Annotated in this window: 13 protein-coding genes; 3 read left to right on the top strand and 10 right to left on the bottom strand. The window is 62.5% G+C overall.

What is annotated here, in order from left to right:
- Positions 1-7: 7 nt before the first annotated feature.
- From A462_RS01125 to tssA, 10 genes are all read right to left on the bottom strand, one after another.
- A complete protein-coding gene (locus A462_RS01125) occupies positions 8-442 on the bottom strand; it encodes a DcrB-related protein (protein ID WP_003213356.1) in 435 nt (144 codons plus the stop codon).
- A 15-nt stretch (positions 443-457) separates the two neighbouring features.
- Complete coding sequence (locus A462_RS01130) at positions 458-2398, bottom strand: type VI secretion system Vgr family protein (protein ID WP_008439468.1); 1941 nt, start codon at positions 2396-2398, stop codon at positions 458-460.
- A gap of 158 nt (positions 2399-2556) precedes the next feature.
- Positions 2557-5214: a type VI secretion system ATPase TssH gene (gene tssH / locus A462_RS01135; protein ID WP_008439467.1), complete on the bottom strand. Its 2658-nt coding sequence runs from the start codon at positions 5212-5214 to the stop codon at positions 2557-2559.
- On the bottom strand, positions 5207-6250 hold the full coding sequence (tssG, locus tag A462_RS01140) for a type VI secretion system baseplate subunit TssG (protein ID WP_008439466.1): 1044 nt from the start codon (positions 6248-6250) through the stop codon (positions 5207-5209). The genes tssH and tssG overlap by 8 nt, the downstream gene beginning before the upstream one ends.
- Positions 6214-8073 carry a type VI secretion system baseplate subunit TssF gene (tssF, locus tag A462_RS01145; RefSeq protein WP_008439465.1) on the bottom strand — a complete coding sequence of 620 codons (1860 nt, stop codon included), beginning with the start codon at positions 8071-8073 and terminating at the stop codon, positions 6214-6216. Before tssF ends, tssG begins: the two co-directional genes overlap by 37 nt.
- A complete protein-coding gene (gene tssE, locus A462_RS01150; RefSeq protein WP_003213348.1) occupies positions 8070-8585 on the bottom strand; it encodes a type VI secretion system baseplate subunit TssE in 516 nt (171 codons plus the stop codon). The genes tssF and tssE overlap by 4 nt, the downstream gene beginning before the upstream one ends.
- Before the next feature lie 78 nt (positions 8586-8663).
- On the bottom strand, positions 8664-9152 hold the full coding sequence (locus A462_RS01155; RefSeq protein ID WP_003213345.1) for an Hcp family type VI secretion system effector: 489 nt from the start codon (positions 9150-9152) through the stop codon (positions 8664-8666).
- A gap of 153 nt (positions 9153-9305) precedes the next feature.
- A complete protein-coding gene (gene tssC / locus A462_RS01160) occupies positions 9306-10802 on the bottom strand; it encodes a type VI secretion system contractile sheath large subunit (RefSeq protein WP_003213343.1) in 1497 nt (498 codons plus the stop codon).
- 2 nt (positions 10803-10804) lie between these two features.
- Positions 10805-11311 (bottom strand): type VI secretion system contractile sheath small subunit, encoded by a 507-nt coding sequence (tssB, locus tag A462_RS01165; RefSeq protein WP_003213340.1) that lies wholly within the window; start codon positions 11309-11311, stop codon positions 10805-10807.
- Between the two features lie 54 nt (positions 11312-11365).
- Positions 11366-12385 (bottom strand): type VI secretion system protein TssA, encoded by a 1020-nt coding sequence (gene tssA, locus A462_RS01170; RefSeq protein ID WP_008439462.1) that lies wholly within the window; start codon positions 12383-12385, stop codon positions 11366-11368.
- A 403-nt stretch (positions 12386-12788) separates the two neighbouring features.
- Here tssA and tagH point away from each other — a divergent pair, with 403 nt between their 5' ends.
- The 3 genes from tagH to tssK are packed head-to-tail and all read left to right on the top strand — an operon-like array spanning position 12789 to position 16028.
- A complete protein-coding gene (gene tagH, locus A462_RS01175) occupies positions 12789-14120 on the top strand; it encodes a type VI secretion system-associated FHA domain protein TagH (RefSeq protein WP_032899907.1) in 1332 nt (443 codons plus the stop codon).
- Positions 14121-14172: 52 nt separating this feature from the next.
- Complete coding sequence (gene tssJ / locus A462_RS01180) at positions 14173-14679, top strand: type VI secretion system lipoprotein TssJ (RefSeq protein WP_003213332.1); 507 nt, start codon at positions 14173-14175, stop codon at positions 14677-14679.
- 14 nt (positions 14680-14693) lie between these two features.
- Positions 14694-16028, top strand: coding sequence for a type VI secretion system baseplate subunit TssK (gene tssK / locus A462_RS01185; protein WP_008439460.1), 1335 nt, complete (start codon positions 14694-14696; stop codon positions 16026-16028).

Below are 16028 nucleotides of genomic sequence, written 5' to 3'. Positions count from 1 at the left end.
GTGCCCATCAGGAAATCGCGTCGAACGACAATGAGTTTTTGATCGTCGCCCAGTGCGCCGCCTCGGCATCGCCCAGCTTGTCTGCCTTCACATAACTCAAGGCGAGCATCTTGCGTGTGCCCGGGATTACCAGAGCCAGTTGGTACTGGAACACCTTGTCACTGCCCTTGCTGAACTGGCTGCGGAGCTCTATGCCTTCTACTTCCTTTGTTGCACCTAGACGGACACCGACGCCCGGTTGATAGCGCAAATCCTGCACCTGTTTTTCCAGGCGTTTGAGCTGTTCGTCGAAGTTGCTGTGCAGGGTTTCGCCATCGGTGAGGAAGCTGCGGCTGATGATCAAGGAAGTGCCCAGCTCGGGGAACTTGAGGATATTGATCGTAGCGTCCTGCAGCTCGCCGGCCGGCAGTTGGAACTGAAATTCGTTAATTCGGTACGTCATGGAAAACAGGTCTCGTCAGGAGCTTTTAGGCGCGGGGAACGCGGCTTTGATATTGGCGTCGATGCTGGCTTTCATGCCCTGACCATCGGGTGTTGCGCCGGGGCCGCCGCCGTTGTTCAGGTGCAGGACGCCGCCGGTATTGAATTCGGCATCGCCGCTGGCGTGGAAGCTGATATTTACGCCACTCAGGTTGATCTGCCCGCTGGCGTTCAACTCCAGGATGCTTTTACCGCAGACCAATCGCAGGTTTTCGCCCACTTCAATCACGTAGCTCTGGCTGATGCTGTCGGTCTTTCTCTGGCCCACCGAGAGGATGTCTTGATGCTTGACGATGCGCACTCGATTGTTCCCAATCGTCACCGTCTCGTCATGCCCGATGCTTTTGTTCCGGTCATGCCCCACCGAATGACTTTCATCCACCTCCACCACGATGTCCTGATTACGCTCGGCATGGATGTACAACTGCTCCAACCCCTTCTTGTCCTCCATGCGGATTTCATTGAAGTTGGCCGGCGTGCCGCCTTTGCTGGAGCGGCTTTTCATCCCGCTTTGGGTGGCGTTTTCCGGCAGATCGTAAGGCACGGTCTGCTCGGCGTTGTACACGCGGCCGGTGATGATCGGCCGGTCGGGATCGCCTTCCAGGAAGCTCACAATCACTTCCTGGCCGATCCGTGGAATCTGCATCGAGCCCCAGTTTTTTCCGGCCCAGGACTGCGATACGCGAATCCAGCATGAGCTGTTTTCGTTGGACTGGTCGTGGCGGTCCCAATAGAAATGCACCTTGACCCGGCCATATTGGTCGGTCCAGATTTCTTCGCCCTTGGGGCCCACTACCTGCGCGGTCTGCGGGCCTTTGACGATGGGCCGGTAGGTGTTGGCCAGCGGGCGGAAACTCTGTTGTGCGTCGATGCAGGTGAGGGTGCTTTCGAACTGGGCCGAAGGCGCGCCACCGCCGCTTTCGAGGCTTTCCTGGGAGATGTAGTAGCGGGCGCCGACGATCAGGTATTCGCGGTTCTGGTCGCGGCGACTGAAGCCGGTGAGGCTGAACAGGTGGCCGGAACCCAGGCCGCGCGCATTGCCGCTGAACTCCACTTGTTCGTGCAGGGTTTGCAGGGCTTCGATGCGGGTGCGGGCGTAGTGTTCGCCGTCTTCGCTTTTGACGTAGGTGCCGGGGTAGTCGTACAGCGGGTAGTCGCCGGCGGTGTGCGGGCGCGGCATGGCCGAGCGCACGTCGATGCTCGCGCTGGGGCGCTGGAAGTCGTAGTCGTTGAGCTCAAGGGAGCCGGGCTGTACTTCCTGTGCCAGGTGCCAGTTGTGCATATGGTCGCGTTCGCGCTGCTGCTCGTCCTTGGGGTAGTAAGGCACCGAGGCGTAGCCGGGCACGTTGGCGTGGGCACCGTAGGCATCGGCCAGCACCAGCACGTGGCGGTCCTGCTCGTGGCGGAAGAAGTAGTAGATGCCTTCCTGTTCCATCAGGCGGCTGACGAAATCGAAGCTGGTCTCGCGGTACTGCACGCAGTATTCCCACTCGCGGTACGGGCGGCTCAAGGCGTCTTCGAAGTCGGAAAAACCCAGGTCGCGAAACACCTGCTTGATGATCTGCGGGATGCTCAGGTTCTGGAAAATCCGGCAGTCGGAGGTGCGGCTCAGCAGCCACAACCACGGGCGCAAAGTCACCTGATAGCTGGCGAACTGGCCCTGGTCGATGTTCTGGCTGCAGCGCGCGACGATGCCGTGGAAGTGTCGCTCGCCACCGTCCGCCAGTTGCAGGTTCAGGCTCATGGGCTTGCCCAGCAACTGGTTGAGGTCGATGTTGGCGTCCAGCGAGGTCAGCTGCAGTTCGAAATTGAACAGCCGACCCAGCTCTTCGCCGCCACCCATTTCATTGAGCAGCAGCACATCCGGCCCCAGGGGGCTGGTGATCTTGGCCAGGCGTGAGGCTTGGTTGAATAACATCGGTTAACCCGTAAATAGCGTAATAACTGTAGGAACCGGCTCCAACTGTGGGAGCGGGCGTGCTCGCGAATGCGGTGAATCAGCCACTGGATGCATCAACTGATGCACCGCCTTCGCGAGCACGCCCGCTCCCACAGTTTTGATCGCATTCCGTCAGGTCAATCGTTGAAGTCGTAGTGCAATTCGTTATCCCGCGTGCTGATCCGCACCCCCGCCAGCGCCTTGCCTTCGAGCATGCGGGTGAGGAATTCGCGGCTCATGTCCGGCAGCAGGCTGTTGGTGAGGATGGTGTCGATCATCCGCCCGCCGCTTTCGGTTTCGGTGCAGCGGGACACGATCAGGTCGACCACGTCGTCGTCGTAATCGAAGGCGACTTTGTGGGTGTTCTCCACACGCTTCTTGATGCGGTTGAGTTGCAGGCGGGTGATTGCCTTGAGCATCTCGTCGCTGAGCGGGTAGTACGGAATGGTCACCAGGCGGCCGAGCAGCGCCGGCGGGAAAATCTCCAGCAGCGGCTGGCGCAGGGCCTTGGCGATTTCCTCGGGCTCGGGGATGTTCGCCGGGTCTTTGCAGACCCGGGAAATCAGCTCGGTACCGGCGTTGGTGGTCAGCAGGATCAAGGTGTTCTTGAAGTCGATCACCCGGCCTTCGCCGTCTTCCATCACGCCTTTGTCGAACACTTGGAAGAAGATTTCATGCACGTCCGGGTGGGCTTTTTCCACCTCGTCCAGCAGCACCACGCTGTAGGGTTTGCGCCGCACGGCTTCGGTCAGCACGCCACCTTCGCCATAGCCGATGTAGCCCGGTGGCGCACCCTTGAGGGTGGACACGGTGTGGGCTTCCTGGAACTCGCTCATGTTGATGGTGATCACGTTCTGCTCACCGCCGTACATGGCTTCGGCCAGGGCCAGGGCGGTTTCGGTCTTGCCCACGCCGGAGGTGCCGGCGAGCATGAACACGCCAATCGGCTTGCTCGGGTTGTCGAGGCCGGCGCGGGAGGTCTGGATGCGCTTGGCGATCATCTGCAAGGCATGGTCCTGGCCGATGATGCGTTTCTTCAGGTGCTGGTCGAGGTTGAGCACCGTCTCCAGTTCGTTGCGGGCCATGCGGCCCACCGGGATGCCGGTCCAGTCGGCGACCACCGAGGCCACGGCCTGGTAATCCACGGTCGGCAGGATCAGCGGAGTTTCACCTTGCAGGGTGCTAAGGCGTTGTTGCAGGTCTACCAATTGGGCACGAAATTGGTCATCGCCGCTGTCCACGACACCGGATTTTTCGCGCAACGTCGCACGGGTGGCGAGCAACTCATCCACCAGGGTTTTCTCTTCGGCCCAACGGCTTTCCAGGGTGGCCAGGCGCTCGCGTTCGGCGCTCAGCAGCGCTTCGCTGTTGGTCTGGCGCGCACCGATGGCGATGCCGATCGCGTGCTCGCGGGCGATGATTTGCAGCTCGGTTTCCAGTGCCTCGATACGGCGGCGGCTGTCGTCGACTTCTGCCGGCACCGCGTGCAGGCTGATGGCGACGCGGGCGCAGGCGGTGTCCAGCAGGCTCACGGATTTGTCCGGCAATTGACGCGCCGGAATGTAGCGGTGGGACAGCTTCACTGACGCTTCCAGCGCTTCGTCGAGGATCTGCACCTGATGGTGTTTTTCCATGGTCGAAGCCACGCCGCGCATCATCAGCAACGCCTTGTCTTCCGACGGCTCGGCCACTTGCACCACCTGGAAACGGCGGGTCAGGGCCGGGTCTTTTTCGATGTGCTTCTTGTACTCGGCCCAGGTGGTGGCGGCCACGGTACGCAAGGTGCCACGGGCCAGGGCAGGCTTGAGCAGGTTGGCCGCGTCACCGGTCCCGGCGGCGCCACCGGCACCTACCAGGGTGTGGGCTTCGTCGATAAACAGGATGATCGGTTTCGGCGAAGCCTGGACGTCTTCGATGACCTGGCGCAGGCGTTGTTCGAACTCGCCTTTCATGCTCGCGCCGGCTTGCAGCAGGCCGACATCGAGGCTGCGCAGTTCCACATCTTTCAGCGCGGGTGGTACGTCGCCGGCGACGATGCGCAGGGCGAAGCCTTCGACCACGGCGGTCTTGCCGACGCCGGCTTCACCGGTAAGGATCGGGTTGTTCTGGCGGCGACGCATGAGGATGTCCACCAGTTGGCGGATCTCTTCGTCACGCCCGACGATCGGGTCGAGCTTGCCGCTGCGGGCCTGTTCGGTCAGGTCGACGGTGAAGCGCTTGAGGGCTTCCTGCTTGCCCATCGCGCTCGGGGCCATGGCGCCGCTGGCCTCGCCCGGTACAGCACCGGCATTGAAGCCGTCGCTGGCACTCAGTGCATTCTCCGGCGAGTCGCCGACGTATTCGTCAAAGCGTTCGCTCAGGGCTTCGGCCTTGATCTTGTCGAACTCACCGGACAAGCCCAACAGCGCATGGCGCAGGCTCGGCGTCTTGAGAATTCCCAGCACCAGGTAACCGGTGCGCACCTGGCTTTCGCCAAACATCAGGCTGCCGTAGACCCAGCCACGCTCGACCGCTTCTTCCACATGGGACGACAAGTCAGTGATCGACGTCGAGCCACGGGGCAGGCGGTCCAGGGCTTCGGTCAGGTCGCGGGCCAGACGCGCCGGCTCGACATTGAACTGTCGAATGATGCGGTGCAGGTCAGAGTCCTGCAGTTGCAGCAACTGGTGAAACCAGTGGGCCAGTTCCACGTACGGGTTGCCCCGCAGCTTGCAGAACACGGTGGCGGCTTCGATGGCCTTGTAGGCCACGCTGTTGAGTTTGCCGAACAGTGCGGCGCGACTGATTTCACCCATGCTCTGGATTCCTTGAGGTGTTGGCGTGTTCGGCGTAATGCCGGGCCAGGATTAGGTCGTTGGCGTCATGCTCGGGTTGGCCGAGCCAGGTGTTGAAGCCCAGGCGGAACTGACCGTTGAGTTGCAGGGCCGGCACTTCCGGTTGTTGCAGGATCAGGTTCAGGTCCCAGTCCAGTTCGTGGCCCAGGTACTCGGCGACCCACGCCACCAGCTCGTTGAACGGCTGGCTGCCGGGCAGCATGCCCATGTAGTCATCGAGCTTCAGCGGGCCCAGGCGAATGCGGAATTTATGCTGGCGGTCCCACACGTGGCTGCCCAGGCAAAAGTCCACGCCCAGCTGGTTGGCGCTGACACTCACGCGGCTGCGTTCGGGCAGCTCCAGCCATTGGCCGACGTACTCTTCGATCTCCACCGGCAGGCCGAAGTACTCGCCGAGAATCGCCTTCAGGCCGTCCGGATAGCGGGTTTGTGCCGACAGGTGGCCGCTGTAATGCAGCTTCGCCGTGTCGGGGATCAGGCCCTGGTTGAGCAGGCTCGGGGTGCCGCGACCGCTCAATGCGGCGAGGCGCGCCGACCAGTAGTCATCGTCCGGGCGGTCATGGCTGACGGTCGGCCGCGCCTCGGCCCAGGCGCGATAAAACAGGGTCAGCAGGCGGTGGTGGAACACATCCAGGAAGCGCTTGCTGGTGCTGTCAGCGTTGTTGCGCTGGCGCTCACGCACGTACTCGGTGATGTGCAGCGGCAGCGGGCCGTTGGGGCCGCCGAGGCCGAAGAAGAACTGCTCCAGCCGTGCCGGCTGGCCTTCAGCCCCAGGTTCGACCGAGGCCAATGTGGCCGGCGCAAAGGTGCAATCGGCCTGCTGCCCGAGACGCAGCGGGTCATCCGCCAGGCGCAGGGAATGCCCCAGGCGTGGCAAGTCCGGCGATTCGCACTCGATACGCCGCAGCGCCTGGAAGAAGTCATATTCCCAGGGCTCCTGATGCATTGCATCCAGGGTACTCACAGGGTCGGACGGCGTCCGGGCTTGGCTTTCCATCGCATGATCTCGCCGCGTTCGGTGGTACGGATCACCGTCTCGGTAAAACTGTTGATCGACACGTAGCGTGCCAGGAACCGTTCAAACACCGCACCGAGCAGGAACACGCCGGTGCCGCGGAACGCGTTTTCATCAAATTCCAGAGTGATCTCAAGGCCGCGGCCAAACACGATCGGGCCGGGCATCGGCAGGCGCCGGGTCACCGCCTTGCTGCTGACTTCCCGCAGGCCTTCTATCTGCAATTGCAGGGCGGCGTCGTTGCTGTCGCCATACAGGCGCAGCAGTTCACGCAGCGCGGCGGCGCCCTGGCCTTGCTCGCTCAGCGACAGGTAGTTCAACGACAACTGGCTGATCAGGCGCCAGGCCTTGGCGTCATGGGCATGGCTGGCGCGCGGGCGGCTTGGCCCGGCGACGCAGCGCACGGCCAAGACCGGCGCACTGTCGGCCAGGGTGAAGTCGGTCTTGCCGTTGCCCACGCTCATGAACAGCGGCAAGTCGCGGTTAGTGCACAGTGCGGTCACGCCCAGTTGGCGCAGGTCATGGCGGTACGGGGCTTGCTGGGTGTCCACCAGGCTGACGAAGGTTTCGCTGCCCACATAGGTGGAGCGCGGCCCGTTGCGGCGCTGGTCGCTGGACAACACGCGGGGTTCGCGGCGCACCGTGTAGTAAGCCTGGTCACGGCCATAGCGCGACGGATCGCGTACTGCGTAGAACGGCAAGAACGGTTGCTCGGGCCCGGTGCCGTGGCCCGTGATGCCGCTCAAGGAGTGAATCTCGAAATCCATCGGCCGCGTGCGGTCGGCGATCACATGGTGTTCGTTGACCCGCTCGGACAAGTGAATCCGGTCCACGCGCTTGGGGAACAGGTTGATTGCCGGGGTGCAGAACGGCACGAACTGCGCCTTGCCGACGCTGCCTTCCAGGCTTGGATCGTGACGGTCGAACAGCACGATCAGTTCCAGTTCCTGGCCGTCACAGCGTTTGACTGCACGGCTCAGTTCAGCGAATTCGACGAACAGAAAACGGTGGGGCAGGGCGAAGTATTCCTGAAGCAAGCGATAACCCTGGAATGCCCGAGGCACCACCGGCATTGCCGCATCGGCGTCGTCGAAACCCCGGGAGCGCAAGGCATCCGGCGGCAGGCGTTCAACCCAATCACCGCCGGGCTTGCGCGCGAACACCGCGCAGGCATTGCCCAGCAGTTGTTCGTAAAGGCGGAACGGTTGTTCGTCTGCACCGCTGAGGTACAGCGGCAAATTATCCAGCGCCAGGCTGTTGAACGGCAGCTCGGCGCCGGTACGCAAGGTCAGGCGCAGGCCGGCCTTGGCCTTGGGTTCGCTGGCAGCCAAACGCCCGAGCACGGCGGACGGGTTGCCGAAGTACTCGGCCTGGGCGACCTGCAACGGCCACAGCGTCACCGGGTGCGCGGTGCGGTACTCGCAGCAGGTCTGGGTTTCGCGGCCCAAGGCGGCGCGCAGGACGGTGTCGCGGGGCAGTGGAAAACCACTGGCCAGGGAGCCTTCATCGGGATCGGCCTGCAACTGCACCACGGTCATCGACGGGGTCGGCGCCAGGTAGTGCGGGTAGGCGATCTCCAGCAGGTTGTTGGTGAAGGTCGGGTACTCGGCGTCGAGCTTGAGCTGGACCCGGGCCGTGAGATACGCAAAGCCTTCGAGCAAGCGTTCGACGTACGGGTCGGCGCAGTCCATGCCGGTCAGGGTCAGCCGACTGGCGATCTTCGGGTATTCCTTGGCGAACTCGGCGGCGCTTTCGCGCACGTGGTGCAGTTCCTGGTTATACAGCTCCAGCAAGCGCGGGTTCATGGGCGTCTCCGCTGGTCGGCGTTCACCACACGCACATGGCCGGACTCCAGGTCCAGGTCGGTTTGCAGCAACAGGCGCAACGGCACCGGCTGCGCCCACAGGTCGCCTTCGATCTCGAAACTCAGGGCGTTGTGGTTCATCTCACCGTGGCCGACGCGTGCCTTGACCCGCAAGGTGTGGCGCAGGATGCGCGGCTCGAAGGTGGCGATGGCTTGTCGGATCAAGGCTTCCAGGGCGCTGATGTCGACACTGGAGACACTGTTGCCCGCCAGCGCCGGCAGCCCGTAATTGACCACCGATGTACCGGCAGGCGTGTGCAGCGTGGCATCGGCGTTGAGCAGTGAAGTGGTGTTGAGCAGCCACGTCAGGTCACGCAGCACCGAGGCTTTCAATTGGCTCAGGGACAGCACGCGTTTGTCGGCGCTTTCCTTGGGATTGGTCGGGTCATCGTCGGTCAACCGGTCCAGCAGGGACGGTTGCAGGCGATCGCGGGAAGCAATTTCAGTTACCACCAAAGCAGCTCCACGGACGGGTTGCGAGAGGAACAGGGGGCTTGCAGCCGCCACTTGGGGTGGCGGCTACAGGGGCAATCAGCGTTTGGTGTTGGAGCGAATGTTCCAGCCAAACTTGATCGCGCCGCCGTCTTTGGTGCCGTCGGCTTTCTGTGGCTGGTAGTCCACCATCACCTGGGCAAAGTTCAGGGTCACGTTTTCGGTCAGGCGGTCATCGCTGCCCGAACCGCCGGTGCTCAGGGAGGTGACCAGCACTTCTTCCAGGTTGATGATCATGTACTCGACCTGGCTTTCACCGCCGGCCTTGCGCACGGTCAGCGTGACCTTGTCGATGTGCTTGCCGCTCGCGCAGTGCATCATCAGGTTGGGCGAGGCCTTGTCGACGTACTTGGTCAGCGACAGGTCCTGGATGTTCACCTTGCCCGCACCGCCGCCACCGCCCACGTGCATGTTGCCGGACTGGGCCATGCCCCAGCTCCAGTTCAACACGTCGATTTCGTCCTTGTGGGCCTTGTCCATGGACTCGCCCTTGATGTCGCCGATCTTGATGAAAATATCAACAGCCATGTTTTCTCCCTGTGTGGTCTCAGCCACAGAATTTGTTAACGCTGATCGTTCCCACGCTCTGCGTGGTAACGCATCTTGTGACGCTCTGCGTCACTGGGACGCGGAGCGTCCCGGGCGGCATTCCCACGCGGAGCGTGGGAACGAGCGACGGTGTTACGCGCCTTTCGCCGAAGGCAGCTTCGATACCAGGCGCAGCGACACGGTCAGCCCTTCGAGTTGGTAGTGCGGGCGCAGGTAGAACCTGGAGTTGTAGTACCCCGGGTTGCCTTCGACGTCTTCCACGATCACTTCGGCGGCAGCCAATGGATGCTGGGCCTTGGTGGTTTCGGTGGAGTGCGCCGGGTCACCGTCGACGTAGTTGAGGATCCAGTCCTGCAACCAGCGTTGCATCTCGTCCTTCTCTTTGAAGGAACCGATCTTGTCGCGCACGATGCATTTCAAGTAGTGGGCGAAACGGCAGGTGGCGAACAGGTACGGCAGGCGCGCGGCCAGGTTGGCGTTGGCGGTGGCATCCGGGTCATCGTATTCGGCCGGTTTCTGCAGCGACTGGGCGCCGATGAAGGCAGCGAAGTCGGTGTTTTTCTTGTGCAGCAGCGGCATGAAACCGTTCTTCGCCAGTTCCGCTTCGCGGCGGTCGCTGATAGCGATTTCGGTCGGGCACTTCATGTCCACGCCACCGTCATCCGTCGGGAAGGTGTGGGCCGGCAGGTTCTCGACTTCACCGCCCGACTCCACGCCACGGATGCGCGAGCACCAGCCGAAGTGTTTGAACGAACGGTTGATGTTCACCGCCATCGCGTAAGCGGCGTTGGCCCAGGTGTACTTGGAGCTGTCGGCACCGTCGGTGTTTTCTTCGAAGGCGAAGGCTTCCACCGGATCGGTCTTGGCACCGTACGGCAGGCGCGCCAGGAAACGCGGCATGGTCAGGCCGATGTAGCGCGAGTCTTCCGATTCACGCAGCGAGCGCCAGCCGGCGTATTCCGGGGTGGTGAAGATCTTGGTCAGGTCGCGCGGGTTCGACAGTTCCTGCCACGAGCCCATGCCCATCACGGTTGGCGAAGCGGCGGCAATGAACGGTGCGTGCATGGCGGCGCAGACTTTCGACAGCTCGCCCAGCAGCTCCACGTCGGGAGGCGACTGGTCGAAGTAGTAGTCGCCCACCAGGCAACCGTAAGGTTCGCCGCCAAACTGGCCGTATTCTTCTTCGTACATCTTCTTGAAGATCGGGCTCTGGTCCCACGCGGTGCCCTTGAATTTCTTCAGGGTCTTGTGCAGGTCCGGCTTGGAGATGTTGAGCACGCGAATCTTCAGCTGCTCATCGCTCTCGGTGTTGTTCACCAGGTAGTGCAGGCCACGCCAGGCGCTTTCCAGCTGCTGGAAATCCTGGTGATGGATGATCTGGTTGACCTGGGCGGTGAGCTTGGCGTCGATGGCGGCGATGATCGATTCGATCGACTTGATCGCGTCGTTGGACACCAGGTCGGTCTGGGCCAGAGCCTGCTCGGCCAGGGTGCGCACAGCGGTTTCCACGGCTTCGCGGGCACGCTCGGTCTTGGGTTTGAATTCTTGCAGCAGCAGGTTCGCGAACTCGCTGGCTTCTTCGGTGGTACCCAGGATCTGGGTGCCTTCGCGGGCGGTATTGTCAGTCATGATTACTGCTCCCCTGCAGGCTTGGGCGCGCTGGCAAGTGCCTGAAGCAGTGCCGGGTCCTTGATCGCCTTCATGATGATTTCTTCAGCGCCGGTCTTGCCGTCCATGTAGGTCAGCAGGTTGGCCAGCTGGGTGCGGGCTTCGAGCAGTTGCTTGAGCGAATCGACCTTGCGCGCCACAGCGGCGGGGCTGAAGTCGTCCATGCTTTCGAAGGTGATGTCCAGGCTCAGGTTGCCTTCGCCGGTCAGCTCGTTGGGCACGTGGAACGCGACGCGTGGCTGCATGGCCTTGAGGCGCGAGTCGAAGTTGTCGACGTCCACTTCAAGGAACTTGCGGTCGGCCACAGGCGCCAGAGGTTCGGCGGGCTTGCCGGCGAGATCGGCCATCACGCCCATGACGAAGGGCAGCTGGACCTTTTTCTCGGCGCCGTAGAGCTCGACGTCGTACTCGATCTGCACCCGAGGCGCACGGTTGCGCGCGATGAATTTCTGAGAACTTTGCTTCGCCACGTTGCTGCTCCTGGTCGCTTGAGCGACGGTGTTGTAACTGCGTGATCCGTACGCTTATTCGCTGTCCGGCCCGCGCAGATTTTCAAATTGGGACATGCCGTCGGGAATCAGGTTGCGCACGATGGCCGCAAAGTCGGCGTGCACCAGATTCTTCGCCCGGTTCAACAGCACCGGCAGCGGGCTCGAAGGCTCGTGCCGGGTGTAGTACGCAAGGATCTTGTCGAGGCTGCGCAGCACTTCATCGCGGCTTGCGATGTCGCCGGTCGGGCGTGCTGCAACGGGCGCGGCGGCGTATTCAACCGAGGGGGCATTGTCGTCACTGACAACCTCGGGCTCGCTGGCGGCGCCGCTGTGCGGGGCGTATTGGTTAAGTATCTGCACGGCCTGCTTGAGCAGTTGCTTCAAGGGGCCGAGGTCCACGCCCTGGGCGGAACCTACCTGGTCGCTGACGTATTGTTCGATGGCCTCACAGGCGTCGCGGGCGGCGTTCAGCGCGTCGCGGGTGGCTTGCAATTGCTCGGCATCGCTGTCGAGGAATGCGCCGTTAAGCTGTTCGGCACCGAGGTTTTCGCCGGGGAAACTCTGCAGCCCGCTGGCATTCAGCGCGGCGCGCAGGCTGACGGACCCGAAGGTGCGCGAACGGGTGAGAATGGCCTCACGCAGCAGGCGGATGTTCGCGTCGCTGGCCACGCCGCTGAGGGCGTTGATGCGCACGGTGGGGTCGTTGTCGTCATCGGCATCCAGGCGCGGATGCAGGTCGGCCCAGTATTCGCGCAGCAGCGCGTTGATCAGTGCGAGTGCGTCGGCAAGCCCTGCAATGCCCTGGAGGGCGAGGGCGGCTTGCAACAGGAAATGGGTGATGCGCAGGTCTTTGCTGCGTTGCAGGAGGTCGAGACTTTGCTGCTGGATGCTGCGCCATTCCGGAGGTTCGGCAGGCAGGATCGAGTCGCCCATGCTGCGCTCGGGTTGACCCTGTGCGGCACGCTCAAGATGCAAGTAATCGGCGTCATATTCCAAGTCTTCGCCACAGGGCGAAGTCGCGGAAACGGCGGCGAGCAGCAGAGGCACATCCACTAAATTCGATCTCCCTATCAGCCCGTTAGATGACGGGCAACTCATGCATTAGTTGCGCGAGGAACTTTGCATGTTTTCTTGGTCTTATTTAGCGCTTTGACATCATGCTGATTTCAAAGTGCCATCATTGGTGTTCAAGAAGTTGTGCATTTTTGGTGTAGTACTTATGCCTTGTCAAGGTAAGCTATTCGCCCTCTATGACAGATGTGCGGTGCTTAACATCTTGTGCGACTGATCAGTCGAAGCAGGTGCCGAGGCAGGATTTTTGTCATACAGGCCGGTTAAGATCAGCAATTACGCGGGTTGAAGCAGGCTTTCAAGGTTTTGAAAGGATCTGTCGTGGATCTCTCGGAGCATTTCTCCCAGGGAACGGCCGCGCGCGAAGTATCAGCAAGGAGGCAAGATGTCGCTGTGCTTGACTATCACTAGTTATCACAAGATTACCCCTGGCCAGTGTTCTGAAAAGTCCCTGGACCAGGGAGTGATGGCTATTGGCCGCGGTTCCGAAAATGACTGGGTACTGCCTGATCCAGAACGTCTTGTTTCCACGCAACATTGCGTTATTCAGTACAAAGATGGTCGTTACTACTTAACTGATAACAGCACTAATGGAGTTGAGTTAGTGCATGCCGGTATTCGTTTGCGGCGGGGAAGCAGCGAGCCATTGCAGGACGGCGAACTGATCCGCATCGGCGATTACGAGATCCAGGCGCGTATCGATTTCAACCTGAAAGTGACAGATACCCCGTCTTTCATCGGTGACGCCTCCAACAGTTTCGAAGCCCTGATGGGCGCCGCCGTGAAGGCCCCGACGCCACCTCCGGTGATCGCGCCGCAGTTCCAGGGCGCCTCGTCGATGGACACCCTGCCGGACCTGTTCGACTTCCTCGCGCCCACCAGCGTACCGCCGGCCACCGTGCACGATCACGTGCCGGCCGAGCAGCACGACTTCCGCCCGCCGACACCGCTGCCCGTGGCTGAGCCGCCTGCGCCGGTGGTCTCGGGCTCAGTAATCCCCGAAGACTGGGATCTGTTCGGCGATGCCCCGGCACCCAGGCCTGTCGCACCGCCGCCGCCAACACCGCCACAGCCGCCGGTCATCGAGCCACCCAAGGTCGAGCGCCCGCTCCCGGTGGCTGATGCCAGCCAGCCCGACCTGTTGCAAGCCTTCCTGCGCGGTGCGGGCCTCGATCAGTTGCGCCTGGACAAGGCCCAGGCCGAAGCCCAGATGGAAAGCATCGGCCGCAGTTACCGGCTGATGGTCGAAGGCCTGATCGACGTGTTGCGTGCCCGCAGCAGCCTCAAGGGCGAGTTCCGCATGCAGCAGACGGTGATCCAACCGGTGGAAAACAATCCGTTGAAATTCGCCCCGAATGCCGATGAAGCGCTACTGCTGCTCCTACGCCACAGCAATCAGGCGTTTATGGCGCCGGACTTGGCCGTGCGCGACAGTTTCGACGATCTGCGCGCCCACCAACTGGCCGTCATGGCCGGGGTCGAAGCCGCCATCAAGCACCTGCTGACGCGCTTTGAACCGGCGCAGCTCGAAGAGCGCATGGGCAAGCCCGGCGGGCTGTCGAGCATTTTCAACGGCTCGCGCCAGGCCCAGTACTGGCAGCAGTTCACCGAGCTCTACAGCAATATTTCCCGCGAGGCCCAGGAAGATTTCCAGGACCTGTTCGGGCGTGAATTCAGCCGTGCCTACGAAGCGCACAGCAGCCGACAGCGTCACTAACAACGCAGTACATGGAACAACGGATAGCTAAGTACGTCATTGAGGACGCAGGATGATTCCCAGGTTTTTACTCGCAGTCGCCACCGCGCTTCTGCTGACGGCGTGTGCCAAGGATGCGGCCAAGCCCGAGGCCGCCGAAGCTGAGGCAGACACCGCCGCCGTCGAGCTGCATTTCCATGCCATCGCCGGGCTCAACCCCGGCGCCAATGGCCAGGCAGCCCCGGTACGGGTGCGGATTTTCGAACTGAAAAACGCCGCCACCTTCAGCCGTTCCGACTACTTCGCCCTGGCCGATCGCGCACAGTCGACCCTCGGCCTCGACCTGCTCGACCAGGACGAAGTGGTGATCCTGCCCGGCCAGCAATTGAGCATCCAGCGCGACCTCGACCCGTCCACCCGCCAGATCGGCCTGCTGGTGGGCTATCGCGAACTGGACCGTGCCGAGTGGCGCACGGTGCTCAACGTGCCGGCACGCCAATACACCGAATACCAGATCAGCCTCGATGTGCATGCCGTGCGTGCCGACGTCGTGGTCCCCCCATCCAGCCCTGCCCAATAAGAATCGGAGCCCCCATGTCCTGGAACAATCGCGTGGTCTGGTCGGAAGGCATGTTCATCGGAACGCAGCACTTCCAGCAGCATGACCGTTACCTGGAAAACCTGATCGATGCGCGCAGCCGCCCTTTGTCGGCGGGGGCCTGGGGCTTTTCCGAACTGTTGATCGACCAGGGCCTGCTGGCCCAGGGCAAGCTGGCGATCGTCTCGGCACGCGGCCTGTTACCGGATGGCACACCGTTCAATATCCCCCAGGACGACCTGGCGCCGAGCCCGCTGAATATCGACGACAACTTGCGCGATGGCCTGGTGTACCTGGCGTTGCCCCTCAAGCGTGCCGGCGCCCGCGACACCGTCGACGAAGGCGAGGCCCTGGAAGCCGCGCGCTATGTCAGCCAGGTGCGTGAAGTGCGCGACGACAACGCGCCCTTCGAAAACCGTGCGCCGGTGGCGGTCGGCTCCCGCGCCTTGCGCCTGTTGACCGCCCAGGATGGCATCAGCGATTACGCGGCTATCGGCCTGGTGCGCATCAAGGAAAAACGCGCCGACCGCGCCCTGGTGCTGGACGAGAGCTACATCCCGCCGGTCCTCGACGTGACGGCCAGCAAACCGCTGACCGCGTTTCGCAGCGAACTGCTGGGCCTGCTGCACCAGCGCGGCGAAGCGTTGGCCGGGCGCGTGGTGGCTTCGGGCGCCGGTGGTGCTTCGGAGATTGCCGACTTCATGCTGCTGCAACTGGTCAACCGCGCCCAGCCGCTGATCCAGCACCTGAGTCAGTTGAGCCCGCTGCACCCGGAGCGTTTCTTCAGTGAGCTGGTGAGCCTGGCCGGCGAGTTCTCGACCTTCTCCACCACGGGCCGCCGCCCCCACGAATACCCGCAATACCAGCATGACGAGCTGGCCTTGAGCTTCACCCCGGTGATGCTGGCCCTGCGCGAGGCGCTGTCGATGCTGATCGACAGCAAGGCCACGCCGATCCCGATTGTCGAGAAAGCCTACGGCGTGCACGTGGCGATGCTGGCCGACAAAACCCTGATCGACAGCGCCAGTTTCATCCTGGTGGTGCGCGCCGATGTGCCGGGCGAAACCCTGCGCGCACGCTTCGGCCAGCAAAGCAAAGTCGGCTCGGTGGAACACATCCGCGACCTGGTCAACCTGCAACTGCCGGGCATCGGCCTGCTGCCGCTGCCGGTGGCGCCACGGCAGATTCCGTACCACGCGGGCTCCACCTACTACGAGCTGGACCGGGGCAGCGAGCACTGGCAGCAACTGGGTAATTCCGGTGGCTTTGCGTTCCACATCGCCGGCCAGTTCCCGGGGTTGAACCTGGCTTTCTGGGCCATCCGAGGGTAA

It is taken from the genome of Pseudomonas sp. Ag1 (assembly GCF_000278565.1).
GTDB lineage: Bacteria > Pseudomonadota > Gammaproteobacteria > Pseudomonadales > Pseudomonadaceae > Aquipseudomonas.
This window is presented reverse-complemented; position numbering and strand designations above follow the sequence as displayed.